The organism is Streptomyces odontotermitis (assembly GCF_050510915.1).
Lineage (GTDB): Bacteria > Actinomycetota > Actinomycetes > Streptomycetales > Streptomycetaceae > Streptomyces.
Genome location: NZ_JBNJLS010000025.1, coordinates 1 through 14781, shown reverse-complemented (window position 1 = coordinate 14781; position 14781 = coordinate 1). Strand labels below are relative to the sequence as shown.

12 protein-coding genes and 1 tRNA gene are annotated in these 14781 nt (G+C 69.2%); 5 read left to right on the top strand and 8 right to left on the bottom strand.

Features of this window, described 5'->3' with window-relative positions; genetic code table 11:
* Positions 1 to 119: 119 nt before the first annotated feature.
* Positions 120 to 1046: a cation diffusion facilitator family transporter gene (locus tag ACQB60_RS39900; RefSeq protein ID WP_496930996.1), complete on the top strand. Its 927-nt coding sequence runs from the start codon at positions 120 to 122 to the stop codon at positions 1044 to 1046.
* A 100-nt stretch (positions 1047 to 1146) separates the two neighbouring features.
* Positions 1147 to 2154: a DUF3048 domain-containing protein gene (locus tag ACQB60_RS39895; protein WP_496930995.1), complete on the top strand. Its 1008-nt coding sequence runs from the start codon at positions 1147 to 1149 to the stop codon at positions 2152 to 2154.
* A gap of 17 nt (positions 2155 to 2171) precedes the next feature.
* On the opposite strand, the gene ACQB60_RS39890 is transcribed toward ACQB60_RS39895, so the two are convergent.
* From ACQB60_RS39890 to ACQB60_RS39870, 5 genes are all read right to left on the bottom strand, one after another.
* Positions 2172 to 3806, bottom strand: coding sequence for an outer membrane protein assembly factor BamB family protein (locus tag ACQB60_RS39890; RefSeq protein WP_496930994.1), 1635 nt, complete (start codon positions 3804 to 3806; stop codon positions 2172 to 2174).
* 165 nt (positions 3807 to 3971) lie between these two features.
* Entirely contained in the window at positions 3972 to 4739 is a 768-nt protein-coding gene (locus ACQB60_RS39885) for an ANTAR domain-containing protein (RefSeq protein WP_496930993.1), read from the bottom strand.
* A 121-nt stretch (positions 4740 to 4860) separates the two neighbouring features.
* On the bottom strand, positions 4861 to 6093 hold the full coding sequence (locus ACQB60_RS39880; protein ID WP_496930992.1) for a M6 family metalloprotease domain-containing protein: 1233 nt from the start codon (positions 6091 to 6093) through the stop codon (positions 4861 to 4863).
* Between the two features lie 469 nt (positions 6094 to 6562).
* Positions 6563 to 7234, bottom strand: coding sequence for a nucleotidyl transferase AbiEii/AbiGii toxin family protein (locus ACQB60_RS39875; RefSeq protein ID WP_496930991.1), 672 nt, complete (start codon positions 7232 to 7234; stop codon positions 6563 to 6565).
* On the bottom strand, positions 7231 to 7578 hold the full coding sequence (locus ACQB60_RS39870) for a transcriptional regulator (RefSeq protein ID WP_359039907.1): 348 nt from the start codon (positions 7576 to 7578) through the stop codon (positions 7231 to 7233). Before ACQB60_RS39870 ends, ACQB60_RS39875 begins: the two co-directional genes overlap by 4 nt.
* A 301-nt stretch (positions 7579 to 7879) precedes the next feature.
* Here ACQB60_RS39870 and ACQB60_RS39865 point away from each other — a divergent pair, with 301 nt between their 5' ends.
* Entirely contained in the window at positions 7880 to 10246 is a 2367-nt protein-coding gene (locus ACQB60_RS39865) for an N-6 DNA methylase (protein WP_496930990.1), read from the top strand.
* Positions 10247 to 10618: 372 nt separating this feature from the next.
* On the opposite strand, the gene ACQB60_RS39860 is transcribed toward ACQB60_RS39865, so the two are convergent.
* Positions 10619 to 10692: transfer RNA gene (locus ACQB60_RS39860), tRNA-Gly, on the bottom strand.
* 496 nt (positions 10693 to 11188) lie between these two features.
* Between ACQB60_RS39860 and dcd the strand changes: the two genes are divergently transcribed.
* Both dcd and ACQB60_RS39850 read left to right on the top strand, forming a co-directional pair.
* Complete coding sequence (gene dcd, locus ACQB60_RS39855) at positions 11189 to 11764, top strand: dCTP deaminase (RefSeq protein ID WP_384846959.1); 576 nt, start codon at positions 11189 to 11191, stop codon at positions 11762 to 11764.
* Positions 11765 to 11772: 8 nt separating this feature from the next.
* Positions 11773 to 12270, top strand: a complete 498-nt coding sequence (locus ACQB60_RS39850; RefSeq protein ID WP_384846957.1) for a phosphoribosyltransferase — start codon at positions 11773 to 11775, stop codon at positions 12268 to 12270.
* 76 nt (positions 12271 to 12346) lie between these two features.
* Here ACQB60_RS39850 and ACQB60_RS39845 read toward each other — a convergent pair whose 3' ends face one another.
* Together ACQB60_RS39845 and ACQB60_RS39840 are read right to left on the bottom strand one after the other, a co-directional pair.
* Positions 12347 to 13300, bottom strand: coding sequence for a Yip1 family protein (locus ACQB60_RS39845; RefSeq protein ID WP_496930989.1), 954 nt, complete (start codon positions 13298 to 13300; stop codon positions 12347 to 12349).
* 153 nt (positions 13301 to 13453) lie between these two features.
* On the bottom strand, positions 13454 to 14781 hold a 1328-nt coding region (locus tag ACQB60_RS39840; protein WP_496930988.1), incomplete at its 5' end, for an FG-GAP repeat protein.

The following is a 14781-nucleotide window of genomic DNA, read 5'->3' as shown; positions in this document are numbered from 1 at the left end:
CACTCCGGCCCCGCCCTCGTCGTCCCGCACCGCTCTGGCAGCAGCTCTGACCGGCCCGATTGTCCCTCAGAGGCCCCGGCTGAGGTGCCGCCGCCCGCGCCCCCTGCCATGTTGAAGCCATGAGCCACGACCACGGCGCCCCCTCGGCGGCCCAGGGAACCCTCACCGGGACGTACCGGAACCGACTGCTGTGGACCATCGGCATCAGCGCGAGCATCACCCTCATCCAGGTCGTCGGCTCGATCCTGTCCGGCAGCCTCGCGCTCCTCGCCGACGCCGCGCACAGCCTCACCGACGCGATCGGCGTCTCCCTCGCGCTCGGCGCGGTCACCCTCGCCCAGCGCGCCCCGACGCCCCGGCGCACCTTCGGCTTCTACCGCGTCGAGATCTTCTCGGCGGTCCTCAACGCCCTGCTCCTGCTCGGCATCTTCGTGTGGGTCCTGTACTCGGCGATCCAGCGGTTCAACGAGCCGGTGGAGGTGAAGGGCGGGCTGATGTTCGCCATCGCCGTCCTCGGCCTGGCGGCGAACGGCGTCGGCCTCTACCTCCTGCGCGACGCCAAGAACGACAGCCTCAACATGCGCGGCGCCTACCTGGAGGTGCTCGGTGACGCCCTCGGCTCCATCGCCGTCATCGTCGGCGGCCTCATCATCCTGTTCACCGGCTGGCAGGCCGCCGACCCGATCGCCTCCATCGTCATCGGCCTGCTGATCGTGCCCCGCTCCTACCAGCTCCTGCGCGACGCCACCCACGTACTCCTGGAGGCCACGCCCCAGGACACCGACCTCGACGAGGTCCGCCGCCACCTCCTCGACGAGCCGGGCGTGGTCGCCGTCCACGACCTGCACGCCTGGACGGTGACGTCCGGGATGCCGGTGCTCACCGCGCACATCACCGTCGCCGACGAAGCCCTGCGCGCCGAGGACTACGGCCGGCTCCTGGCCCGCCTCCAGAACTGCCTCGGCGACCACTTCGACATCGCGCACTCGACGCTCCAGCTGGAGCCGGAGGGACACCGCGAGCCGGAACGGGTGCTGCACTCGTAGCGCGGCAGGGTGCTGCATTCGTAGCACTGGAAGTGGGCCAAAGGGTGAGAGCTGCCCGGGGGCGATTGGCCGCGCGGTCCGGGGAGGAACACCTTGCGCCATGAGCGGAACACGTACGAGATCAGCCCTGGCGAAGGTGACCGGCGCCCTGCTCGCGGCGCTGGCCCTCACCCTGGGCGCGGCCTTCGAGTCCCCTGCCGCCCCCGCGGCCCCGGCCGCCGACCCCACGCCCGCCGGGTCCGGGGCGCAGCAGCAGCGCTTCGTCTCCCCCTTCACCGGTCTGAATGCCCGTCAGGGACCGGTCCTGGCCGTCAAGTTCGACAACCACAGCATGGCCCGCCCGCACACCGGCCTCGACCAGGCGGACATCGTGTACGTCGAGAAGGTCGAGGGCGGCCTCAGCCGCATCATGGGCGTCTACTCCAGCCGCTACCCGCGCACCCTCGGCCCGGTCCGCAGCGGCCGCGAGTCCGACCTGGAGCTGCTGCCCACCTTCGGCCGCCCGGTCCTCGCCTACTCCGGCACCCACCCCGGCATCAACCGGCTGTTCCGCAAGGCCCCGTTCCCGACCCGCTCGCACGGCAAGCTGCCCGGCGCCTACTTCCGTTCCGGCAGCCGCGTGCCCCCGCACAACCTGTTCGTGCACCCGCGGGCGGTGCTGCGCTCCGCGCCCACCACGAGCAAGGCCGCCGACATCGGCTTCCGCTTCGGCCCGGCGCCGCGCGGCGGCAAGCCCACCGCACGGCGCACCGTCCGCTACGGCGCGGCCACGCACTCCTTCACCTGGTCGCACCGGCGCGGCCGCTGGCTGGTCTCCATGGACGGCAGCCCGGCCACCACCACCAACGGCGCCCGCCTGGGCGGCCGTACCGTCGTCATCCAGTACGCGAAGATGTGGCCGACGCGCTTCCGCGACTCCAACGGCGTGCCCGAGCCGTACATCAAGACGATCGGCACCGGCCACGCCACGGTCCTGCGCGACGGCAAGGCGTACGCGACGCGGTGGAGCCGCCCGAACCGGAAGAGCCCGACGACGTTCACGCTCCGCAACGGGCAGCGGATGCCGTTCGCGCCGGGCCAGGTGTGGGTGGTCTACCAGAAGCAGTGACTCCCGCTGACGGGTGCCTACTTCGCGGGTTCGGAACGCTTGGTTCCGAAGCCGAGCGCCAGATACGACTTGGGCCCCTTCTTCGACGTCGGCCGGGACAGCAGGTCGGTGCTGATGAAGAAGCGGCCGTGCGTGAAGCGCATCTCGGAGTCGAGCTGCGGGATGCCGGCTCCGGCGACGCTCGCCTTGCTCTTCAGGAGCGTCGACTGGTTCATCGTGCGGCCGTCGATGGAGACGATCTGCATGCCCGAACCCCACTTGTAGGCAAGGATGTTGCTCCCGTCCATGCGGATCGGGAACATCTCGTACGGCTCTCCGGCATCGGCCCGCTCACCGGTGGTCTTCCCGGTGCCGAGGGCGTACGAGATGATCTCGTTCGTCGAGCTGAACTTGCCCTTCCCGTCGTGCCGCGCGGTCGCCAGGTACAGCTTGTCGTTGCCGACGGCGATGCCACGGCAGCTGTTCACGATGCCGGTGGCGCAGTCGAACTGGAACTTGCGGTCCGGCGTCACGATCTTCGAACGCAGCTTTCCGCGCCGGTCGACGGCGAGGATGTCGGTGGCGCCGGAGCCGGAGATCTCGCCCGAGTCCACGCCGACGACCAGCGGGTCGACGGAGAAGATCTTGGGGCTGCGGACACCGCTGGGCAGCTTGTACGTGACCTTGTCCTTGCCGGAGGCCGGGTCGAGCACCTGGATCTTGAAGTTCTCCTTGCCCACCTCACCGCACGCGCGCACCGCGCCGAGCCGGCTGCCGCCGCCCGCGTAGCCGCGGTCCTGGCACTGGGACGAGACGGACGGCCGCCACAGCTCCTTGCCGCTGCTCAGATCGAAGGCGGCCCCTCCGTAGATCCCGCCGACGCCGACCGTGTCGCCGCTGATGGCGGCCTGGTCGAACTCCATCTTCCGCGACTGGCTGCCGAGGGTGACCGACTTGGTCCAGAGCTTCTTGCCGGTGTCGACGTCGAAGGCGATGATCTCGGTGCAGCGGGGGAAGAGGTCCTGCGCGGACGGCTTGTCGTCCTTATTCTTGCCCCCCTTGCCCTTGCCCTTCTTCCCCTTGGCCTTCCCCTTGCCCTTGTCCTTCTTGCCGTCCTTCTTGGGCTTTTCGGGCTTCTTCTCGGGCTTCTTCGTGGGCTGGGCGGCGATGACCACGCTCACGCCGTCCTCGCTGATGTCCGGGGAGGCGCCGCACGTCTTGCCGGGCAGCGGGAGCTGCCACTTGTCCTTGCCGGTGACGGCGTCCACGGCGCCGATGCGGTTGACGGACGCCTTCGCATACACCTTGTCCGTGAGCCAGGATCCCTTGGTCGCCCAGGTGTCGGACCCCTTGGGCAGCTCCGGTCCGGGCGCCGAGACCTGGAAGGTGGCGGTGGGGTCCTTCGGGACCCGCTCCTCGGGGCGCACGTAGGCGGGCCCCTTCGGTCCCTTCGCCCTGGCGTCCGCGTCCCCGTCGTCGCTGATGGCCTGCCACCCGAACCAGCCGCCCCCGCCCACGAGGACGGCGGCCGCGGTGGCGGCGGCGCCGAGCACGACCCGGCGGCGGGCCGCGGAAGGGGCGGCCGCACGGCGCCTGGACTCGCTGAACTCGCTGAGCGGGTGCGGCCCTTGGGGCGGTCCGAAGCCGTCGGGCGGCGGGGTGGGCTGCGTCATCGGGTGTCCACCTTGGGGTGCGAAGAGAGTGCGCGGGCTGGGGTCGGTTCAAGAGTCTCCGGGAGTTTCCGGGAGTCTCCGAACGACAGGATGCCCGCTCGCTTCCCTTCGGTTCCGGCGCTCGCCCCTTTCCGTGATCGGTGTTTACATGGGGCGGTCGGCGGGTCAGTGCCCCGGGCGCGGGAAGGGCCCGCTGCCGGGCGGGCTGTGGACGATCTCGGCGGCCACATCGGTGACCTTGAGGTGGTTGCGGCGGGCGTGATGGCGCAGCAGGTCGAAGGCGTCACCGACGGTGCAGTCGAGCCGCTCCGCGAGGATTCCCTTGGCCTGCTCGATCAACACGCGGCTGTTCAGGGCGTGTTGGAGCTGCTGCTCGCGGGTCGTCGCCTGCCGCAGGGCGTTGCGGTGGTCGAGGCCCGCGGCGGTGGCGTCGGCGAGCAGGGTGCTCCAGCGCAGGTGCTCCGGCAGCAGGGCGCCCCGCGGGTGGTGGAGGGTGAGTGCGCCCAGGGAGTGGTCGTCGTGGCGCAGGGGCAGGGCGGTCACCGTGGTCACACCGGCCTCGACGGCCCGGGGGGCGAAGCGGGGCCAGCGGACGCGGTTGTGCCGGTGGGTGAGATCGACGTTCGCCAGGGGTTTTCGGGTGCGCCAGCTGTCCTTGCCGGGGCCCTCCCGCACATCGCCCTGGAACAGCTCGAGTTGACCGGCGACGTCGCTGGTGGCGGTCGTCTGCACCGGGTGGCCGTCGGCGTCGAGAAGGCTGCAACTGGCCGCTTCCACACCCGGGATGAGGACGGCGGCCCGGGCGAGACGGCGCAGCAGCCGCTCGTCGCTCTCACCATTCAGGGGCGCGTCGGCCAGGGCGATCAGCGCAGGAGCCATGGCGAGGTCCTGCGCGGGAAGGGACAGCGGGGGCGAGACAGGGGGGCGAGGCATGGCGACAACCCTTGGACGATGGGGGGTTCCACAATTGCACGCTGAACTGTTGCCGGTTTGCTGACTTGTGCTGGTGGCACATGACCGCACAGCGAGCGAAGCACATCCCGCGAGCAGTCCGCTACCCCGTGTCGCCGCCCTTCGCCACCCGGACGCGGTAGTTGCCGTCCTCGTCGGTGCCGAGAACGTGGACGGTGACGTTGTTCCTGGTGTCGGTGTAGGTCTGGCCGGGAGTGAACGTGGCGTCGCTGAAGTCGGGGCTGACGTTCGGGTCGGTGTAGCAGCCCGCGCTGTTGGGGGTGGCGTCGACGACACGGACGGGCCCCGTGCCGGTGTTGACGTTGGTGCTGACGGCGGAGATCAGAACCCCCGGCCGGCACACCGCCGCGTCGAGCTCCCCCTTCGTACGCGCCTCGACGGTGATCACCTCGTTCGCCGAGACCGGCACGGCGACCAGCTTGACCCCGCCGCTCACCGACAGCGGGCTGAGCGTGAACTCCCGTACCCCGTCCTCGGCTTGGCACCCGACCTGGTCCGCGTCGAGCCAGCCCAGCTTCCACTTGTGCCAGGCCATGAAGTCATTGGTGGGCCCCCAGTCCTCGTCCATCGGGTCCCAGTGGCCCGCGAAGTGCGGCGGGTACCCGGGCTGGGTGGCGTACAGATCGGGAAGCCCGAAGGCGTGCCCGTTCTCGTGATTGAGGACGCGCCAGGCGCTGTCACCGGTCTGCCGGCTCCAGATGAAGGAACCCGCCCAGGGCACGGACCCCTTCCCGAGGTCCATGTACCCCCCGGCGAAGGTGACGGAGAGGACCTTCTCGGTGGCGGGCGGACCGGCGTTGGGAGTGGCGAGGACGTTGAGGACGTCGTACGAACCGAGGTCCGCCTCGTCGCCGACCGCCGCGACGATCTCTCGCGTGATCGCCTCGTACCCGGGCTGGAACGGCACGCCGCGGTCGATGCCGTACGCGCTGAACGGCTTGGACATGCGGATCCACTGGAGGCGGGGCGTGGAGCGGTAGTCCATCTTCCCGTACGAGCTCTTGCCGTAGTAGTCGGCGACGGCCGGGAAGAACTCGGCGTAGCGCTCCTGCGGGGTGCCCTCGGCCGGGGCGTCGGGGAAGTCGATGAAGACGGTGTACGCCCTCACGGTCCCGGACGTCTTGCGGAAGTTGCCCGGCGTCGGCAGGCCCTCGAACTGGTAGGCGCCGCCAGGTCCGGTGAGGGCGCAGGGCCCGGAGGGCGGGGCGGAGGCGGCGAACGCGGTCGCGGCGGGCAGGGCGGTGGTGGCGGTGAGGGCGGTGAGCAGAGCACTGGCGGTGGCGGCCGCGGCGGCGGCCAGGGATATGCGCTTCATCGGGGCTCCCGGAGGTCGGCTTGTGGTGGCGCTGTGCGACCAGCACAAGCCGGGGAGCCCGGCCCGCGCGCGACGGGAGGGCCGGATGGCCCCAACAAAAGAACCCCCGGACCGTCATCGGTCCGGGGGTTCGAAGAAGAGCGGGTGACGAGAATCGAACTCGCGCTCTCAGCTTGGGAAGCGACGGCGCTTGGACGGCCTCGTGCCCTTTGACCTGCGGTGATTCGATGTCCCGCTTCAGGCGTGGCGGTCTGTTGCACCCGCTGCTGACCGTTGTTGTCCGCTCTGAAGGGCACGCTATGGGCACGGAATCGGCCAGCAGGTTGTTACCGCCTCTTCCGGGTCGGCAGAGCCACTACGCACGCACTGGACGTCAGGTTGGCAGCCGCGTGTGCGGTCGAGGTGCAACCGGGCTGTGAGCGGTCGGCTCTGAAACGTGCCTTCATGGCCGACGGCGCCCTTGCGGTCTTCAGTCCTCGTGTGGAGTTTCCAGCTCCTGGAGTCGTTCGCCGATGTCGTCGGCCCACGACTGCGCCCACCGACGCAGCTCGGTGATTGCCGGCTCGTCCAGCCCGTAGGCGGCGAACTCGGTGTCGTCGATCCAATCGGCCCCGCCCAGACGTGCTTGAAGCTCGCGTAGATCGAATGCGTCGCGGGCGTGGCGACGGCCAAGTTGTTCCAGATCCATGTGGCTCCAGCGGTCCGCTGCGGCCTGCACGTCGACCAGATCTCTGGCGAGTCCCCGGTCGGCCAGTGCGCGAACCTTCGTGCCGACGACATCTTCGAGGGACAGCACCAGCCCGTGCTCGGTGCGCACAGGGGGCCGCCAAAGTGTCTCCTTGAGGACGTCGACCTCGCACTCCTCAAGGCTGGCGGGATCGGTGACGATGAGCCGCGCTGACAGTGGATCTGTCTCCAGAGCTCTCACGCGCCATCCGCGCTCTTCCAGTCCGCTGCGCACGGAGGTGGCGATGTCCTCCATGCGTTCCGGGTTCTCGGTCGCGACATCGAGATCCTGGCTGAGCCGGTTGACCAGCCCATGTGCTTGAACCGCGTAGCCACCGGTGAGCGCCAGAGGGTAGACGCCACCCACGTCAAGGACGTCCGCAAGCAGCCGACGGTGCAGATCTGTGAGGTTCACGCAGCAGCCTGGGCTCCGTGAGCCAGCTCGTCGAAGGAGCTCTCCCACACTTCCCGGACATCACGGCTGACCAGTGTGCGCAATGTGGGCCACAGGCTGACCAGAAGGTCACGATTGAGGAACCGGATGAGATCGTCGCGCAGCCCCTCGGCCAGGACAATCCGGTAGTAGCTCATCCGCAGCCGCGGCTGGTCGAGATCGAACGTGGTGAGCCCCGACCACGCCAGATGCAGAGGCAGGGTCACCGTGCCGTGCTGGGGACCGACGAGCTCGGAAAGTGCGCCAGGCGCACGGCGAGCAAACTTGGCGCGGCGAAGATCAGAGAGACCGGGCTGTGTTGCCATACGTTGATTATCCAGGAAGAGCCTGCGGTGGGCTAAGTGATCCGCAGACTGGCGCAGGTCCATCTCAGGTACCCCGTTAACAAGGAATGCCCCTCACCTTCTGTCGACCGGGCGGAAGAGATGGGCTATGGAAAAGAAAACAGCTGTTGAGAGCTTCGATGGCCCCTGGAGCTCCACCTCGCATCCTGTGTGTCTCGCAACCCGTCAATATGCGCACCGACGGTGCGCACATTGACGCTCTCACCGTCGCCTCTCTACCGTTCCCTCATCGAGAGCAACCGGGGCGGTGTACGGGGGTTTCATGGACGGTACGGGTCTCAGCGAAGATCGCCTGTTGTCGAGGGCCGAACTCGCAGAGCTGGCTGGGGTGATGCGGCCGGCGGTCACCAACTGGCAGCGTCGGTACGAGGATTATCCGGAGCCGGTCAGGACGGGGGAGACGGAACTCTTCAGTCTGCGGGCGGTTCTCGGGTGGCTTGACTCCCGTCCGATCCCGTCGCGCGCGCGTGCGTCCGACGAGCCGCCCGGGATCACCTATGCCGACCGTATGCGGCGGAACCTCACGGCATCGGACGACGCCCGCCAGAAAGCGACCACGCCGAGCGATGAGGCAGCCGTCAGCGGTCTGTCGAGCGACGAAGAACAGCGTGCACGACAACTCGCGCAACTGCTGGGACCGATGGCGGACGCCGTGCGCGGTGGCGGATCGATGACGGACTACCTTGCCTTGCTCCTCTCGTTGGTATTTCTTCAGGTGAGCGGAGACCCGCCTTCGGTGTCGCTCCCGCGTGCGGCGCGGGCTCGATCCAGGGCGGCCGCAGCGACGTTGTTGCAGGAGATCGGGGAGGCGGCCGACGAGGCACTTCGCCTGCGTGGTGTGCCGCCGGGCATGCGGGCAGCCATCGTCAGGTTGGAGCCTCGGGAGTACGCGGATGTCGTCGAGGTGATTCGCCTGACCGACGGCTTGGGGATCGATGAGTTCCGGCAATTGGTGGATCAATTCGGCTCCCGAGCCGGTCTTCCCAGTGGAGAGTTCTTCACCCCCCGTGCTGTCGTGCGGCTGATGCGGGACGCCGTCATAGACGACGAGGACTCCGAGCAACGCGTCTACGACCCGTATGTTCGCGCGGGCGAGATGCTTGACGGGGTCGCTGAACGCCTCGGTGGCGTCGTGCCTCTGACCCTGCGTGGTGAGAGCCCGCAGCGCGGCACACTTCAGCTCGCCGGAATGAACCTTGCGCTGCACGGAGTGCCGGTCGAACTGGAGGCCGTAACCATGGCCCCATGGAACGAGCGTGTCTGGCCGAAGGCCCGCCAGGCCGACCTGATCCTGACCAATCCGCCGTTCAACGCTCGCGGGGTTGGGGCGAGGCCGCGTGAGGGCATCGACTGGCCGTACGGACCGCCTCCCTCAGGCAACCCTGCCTTCGCCTGGCTCCAGCATGTCCTGGTGTCCCTCAAGGACGAGGGCCGTGCAGGCGTCGTGATGCCGGTCAGCGCGGGCTCCTCCACAGACATCCGGGAGCGGGAGATTCGGGGCAGGCTGGTGGAGGACAGGGCTGTCGAATGCATCGTCGCGCTGCCGCCCCAGCTCTTCTCGGGGGCTCAGGTGTCCGTCTGCTTGTGGTTCTTGAGGCGTTCCACAGCGGTTTGCGAGGAGATCCTGTTCGTGGACGCCCGAGAGTTGGGCGACAAGGCGAGTCGCGGACCGCGGGTCCTGTCCGACGAACACGTCGGGGCGGTGACGGAAACCGTTCAGGCGTGGCGGCGAGGAACTGGATTCCGCCTCGGGCGGCAGAGCGCCGGCCATCTTGCGGTCGCTGCTCCGCTGGAGGCCGTGCGGGCTGCGGGTTACTCGCTGAACCCCGCCGACTATGTGGACAGATGGATGTCTGCGGCCTCACCGGCTGATGCGGCGACTGAGGCAGCAGTCACGAAGCGGGCGCTTGATACGGCCAGGCGTCGAACGAAAGCCGTAGACGGTGCGGTCGATGCGCTCTCGTACAGCCCTTTGCCGTCAGCCGTCGAGCTCTCGTATGACGGGCTACCTCATGACTGGCGTCGGGTTCCGCTGGGCGATCTGGTCGAGATCATGGCCGGCCCGTCCTACTCACGGCTGCCGGCCGAGGTTCGCTCCGTGGCAGGCGATCTGCGTGTCGTGATGCCGAAGCATCTGCGCGAGGGACGTATCGACGATCGCGACATGGAGAAAGTGGGTGAGGACGTCGCCCGCGCACTGGCAAGGTTCCGTCTCCGCCCCGGAGACATCCTGTGCGTGCGTTCCGGCGCCCAGATGCCCCCTGCCTTGGTAGAGAAGGCGCAGGACGGCTGGCTGTTCAGCACCAACCTGCTGCGGCTGCGTGCCTTGGAATCGGACGGGGAGGTCCTTGTCCTCCCCAGCTACCTGCTCGCCTACTTGTCTCTGCCGCAGACGGTGCATTGGCTCAAGGAGTACGCCCGCGGCACCGCCGTCCCTTCCCTCAGCGCCGCCACACTGGCACTTCTGCCCGTACCGTTGCCGCCCCTTGCTCACCAGCGGCGAATCAGCAACGCGCTAGATGCGGTAGGCGCACAGATCACCGCGCATCGCGAACTCATTCAGGCCGCGATGCACCATCGCAGCACACTCGCCGCCCATCTGCTGACCGGCGTCCTGGTCCCGGAATGATGCGCTCCTCCCGCTTTAGCCCCTTCGTGAAGGAAGACTTCTGTGAATGCTCCATCGTGCGAGCCGCGATCCGGAACGAGGTATCTGTGGCTCCTCGTGGCAGCGCTGTTCTCTCTCGTAGTGGCCCTCGTTGCTGGGATCCTCAAGGCCAGCACCGGAGCCGGACTCGCCGAGGCAGTCCTTTACGGCGGCACTGCTTTTGCCACGACGATGGGCCTCTGCTTGCTTGTCCTGTCCGCGGCCGGCCAACTCTGAACGAGCCGGCCTGCCTGTGCGTGGCTGTCAGCCGTTGGAAAGAAGCACGAATGGTGCGAGCCCACTGACCGACCCGGACCACAAGGAAGGCCCAGGTTGACGACCTGGGCCTTGTCATGGAGCGGGTGACGAGAATCGAACTCGCGCTCTCAGCTTGGGAAGCTGATGTTCTACCATTAAACTACACCCGCGTAGTACGGCCCCTGAAGCGGCTTCGTACTGGCGGACACTGTACCTCATCCCGGGCTCCGGGCGCCTCCGCGCCCAGGGCCCGGCTGCGTTCTGAGAGGTGTAAGTGACTGCGGGTGAAGGGAGTTGGGGCGTACGGTGAATCGCGGTCGTGCCGCCTGGAGCCGCGTCCCTTTCATCCCTTAATGTGGCCTTTCGTCGTCACGGTATGGGGAAGGGACTCGAGGACTTGATGGAGCGCACCGTCGTCCGTTGTGCCGAAGGGCACGTGTTCAGCACCGCTTCGTTTCCGATGCAGCAGGCCGACCGGCTCGGCCCCGGGCGGCTCCTCCGGTGTCCCCGGTGCGCCCGGCTCCGGCACGCCGTGCCGGTGACGCTGCAGAAGCGGTAGCAGGAGCGGTAGCAGCAGTCGTAGAACAGCGCTGGAGCGCAGAGCGCGCGGGGCGGTCGCGGAGAGTGAATTGCGGCTGGCCCGCGCGCTCTGCGTATCCTCGGGGCGTGCTTCTCTCAGACAAGGACATCCGGGCCGAGATCGACGCCGGACGGGTGCGGATCGATCCCTACGACGAATCCATGGTGCAGCCGTCGAGCATCGACGTGCGGCTCGACCGCTACTTCCGGGTGTTCGAGAACCACCGGTACCCCCACATCGACCCGTCCGTCGAGCAGGCCGACCTGACGCGGCTCGTGGAGCCGGAGGGGGACGAGCCGTTCATCCTGCACCCCGGTGAGTTCGTGCTCGCGTCGACGTACGAGGTCATCACGCTCCCCGACGACCTGGCGTCGCGCCTGGAGGGGAAGTCGAGCCTCGGGCGGCTCGGGCTCGTCACGCACTCGACCGCCGGGTTCATCGACCCGGGGTTCTCGGGGCACGTGACCCTCGAACTGTCGAACCTCGCGACGCTGCCGATCAAGCTCTGGCCGGGCATGAAGATCGGCCAGCTGTGCATGTTCCGGCTCACCTCGCCCGCCGAGGCACCGTACGGCTCGGAGCGGTACGGGTCGCGCTACCAGGGCCAGCGCGGACCGACCGCCTCCCGTTCCTTCCTCAATTTCCATCGGACACAGGTGTGACATCCAGCATGAGTGACGTGCGCGAGAACCTTACGTACGAGAAGTTCGGCACCGCCGTGCGCGAGCTGGCGCAGACCATCGCCGACGACGGGTACGAGCCCGACATCATCCTGTCGATCGCGCGCGGCGGCGTCTTCGTCGCCGGCGGTCTCGCCTACGCGCTCGACTGCAAGAACATCCACCTGGTGAACGTGGAGTTCTACACGGGCGTCGGCGAGACGCTCGAAATGCCCGTGATGCTGGCGCCCGTTCCGAACGCGATCGACTTCTCCAACAAGAAGGTGCTCATCGCCGACGACGTCGCCGACACCGGGAAGACGCTGAAGCTCGTCCACGACTTCTGCCTCGACGAGGTCGCCGAGGTCCGGTCCGCCGTGATCTATGAGAAGTCGCACTCGCTGGTGAAGTGCGAGTACGTGTGGAAGCGCACCGACGAGTGGATCAACTTCCCGTGGAGCGTCGAGCCGCCCGTGGTGCAGCGGGCCGGGCAGGTTCTGGACGCGTAATCCGGTCCACGGACAACGGACGTACGAGGGCCCCGGTGAGAGTGCGTCACTCTCACCGGGGCCCTCGTACGTCTGCCTAGAACGTGCCGAGCTTGACGATCGACAGGATCGCCAGGAGCTGGATCGCCGAGGCGCCCAGCGCCTTCGGCCAGGGCAGATCGTGGGACTTGCTCACCATCGACGTGAGCAGCGCGCCCGCCGCCAGCCAGGTCGCCCAGCCGAGGAGCTGGACGAAGGGCTGGTTGCCGCCGAGGAACATGGCCACGACCAGGCGGGGGGCGTCCGTGATGGACATGATCAGCATGGAGAGGCCGACCGTCGGCTGCCACGCGCCGTTGCCGCCGAGCTGGCGGGCGAGGCTGTGCGTGACCACGCCGAGGATGAAGGCACTGATCGTGATCGCCACGGCCGTGGTGAGGACGTACGGGACGGCCGCGGAGAGCGTCGCGTTGATCGCGTCCTCGCGGGCGCCGTCGAAGCCGAAGATCGCGAGCAGGCCGTAGAGGAACGTGACGATGACGGCGGGCGCCCACATCGCGTAGTCCCGCATCTGCAGGAAGGTCGGGCCCGGGCGGACGACGATGCCGCGGAGCAGGTCCTTCCAGTGCAGCTTCGGGCCGATGGGCGGGGCCGGTGCCTGGCCCGCGCGGTACGTGTCGCCCTCGTTGTACGGGTCCTCGCCGAGCGAGAACGCCTGCGTGCTGCCGGGGTTGTTGGCGGCGTACGGGTCGTAGCCGCCGTGGCCCGGGTCGCCGGGTCCGCCCTGGCCGCCGCCGAAGTACTCCGGCTCGCCGTGGGCGCCACCACCTGCCTGCGGCCACTGCTGCTGCGGATGGCCCGGCTGCTGGGGGTACCCCTGCTGTTGCGGGTAGCCCGGCTGCTGCGGGGCGCGGCCGTAGGCGTGCGGGTTCGGCTGGGAGCCGTACGGGGGCGGGCCCTGGGGGGCCTGCTGTCCGCCGTACGGCTCCTGCCGCGGTCGTTGTTGCGGGGCGCGGTTGTCCCGGCCGCGTCCGATCCTGAATCCAGCCACGGAATCGAACGTACCTGGTCTGCCTGAGTGGGGCGTCCCTCCTCCGGAGGAGAGGGGCGTTTGCGGCCGTCCTGTGACAACCCCTAGGGGGACCCTGAGGGGATATCCCCACTCCTGCTCCCCACTCCTGCTCCCCACTCCTGCTCCCCGCCCCTACCGGCCCAGGACTTCTCCGTACTTCAGTGGGTCCTGGGAGGCGGGCAGGGCCAGGGAGTTCGGGGTGACCACCGAGCCGTTCGCGGGGGCGCCCGACGGGAAGAACCAGACGCCGCCCGCGGAGTCGTTCTCGCCGGGGGCCGCCACCGAGACGTCCGGGCGGCCGTCCTTGTCGTAGTCGGCCGTCCGGAGGCTGCCGCCGAAGCGGTCGCCGGGGTCGGGCGAACCGAGGACGTCGGGGCTGCTCTGGTGGTACGCGGCCGCCCTCGCCTTGCCCGAGCCGTCGAGGATGCCCTGTGCGCCGCCCCTGAGGACGGTCACGGCGCCCGCGCCCGCCCTGCTGCCGATGGCCTCGCCGGGGGCGCCCGCGACCAGGTCGTCCCTGCCGTCGCCGTCGACGTCGGCGGCCGTGAGCGCGTCACCGAAGCCGTCACCCGATTCAGCGATGCCGGGCACGCCCGGGGTGTCCTGGTTGAGGGTCTGGCCCCGCCAGGCGGGTTCGGCGCCGTTCCCGTAGTGGATGTGGATGCCGCCGCCCTTGGTGAGTTCCTCGGGGCCGCACGGGTCGTCGATGTTCTCGTCGGCGATCTCGCGGCAGTTGCCGAGGGCGAGGTCGTCGCGGCCGTCGCCGTTGAAGTCCCCTACCGCGAGGGCGTTCGCGGCGCTGTTGGCGCTGCTCCAGGAGAGGCCGAAGGCGGGCCCGCTCCTGCCGTACGTGTGGAGCTCGACGTAGGAGCGGATGTACGGCTCGTTCTCGGTGTAGTAGGAGACGGCGAGTTCGGCGTTGCCGTCGGAGTCGAAGTCGCCGGTGGCCAGGACGGGGGCGCGGCCGCCGAAGCCGTGCCGGGCGGCCATGAGGGGGACGGTGCGGGCGCCGGACGGGGTGGTGTTGGCCACGATCCGGTCGGTGGCGCCGATGGCCAGGTCGACGCGCTTGTCGCCGGTGAAGTCGGCGGCGGCCAGGGCGTTTCCGTAGGCGGCGCCGGGGCGGTCGCCGCGGGCGGCGGTGGTGGCGCGGGCGAAGCCGGTGGACGCGGCGGTGGCCGAGCCGTGGACGACGGTGACGCTGCCCGCGTCGGTGCTGGTGACGATGGACTCGCCGGGGGCGCCGATCACGAGGTCCGCGTACCCGTCGTGGTCGACGTCGGCCGTGGCGACGGCGGCGCCGAAGCGGTCGCCGGACTCCGGGGTGCCGGGGACGCCGGTGGTGGACTGGGTGACGCGCACCGTTCCGTGCGGGCCGGGCCCGTACTTCCCGCCGAAGGCGACGCTGACGTACCCGGCCCTCGCCTTGCCCTTGACGGTGGCGGCGGGCACGCCGACCG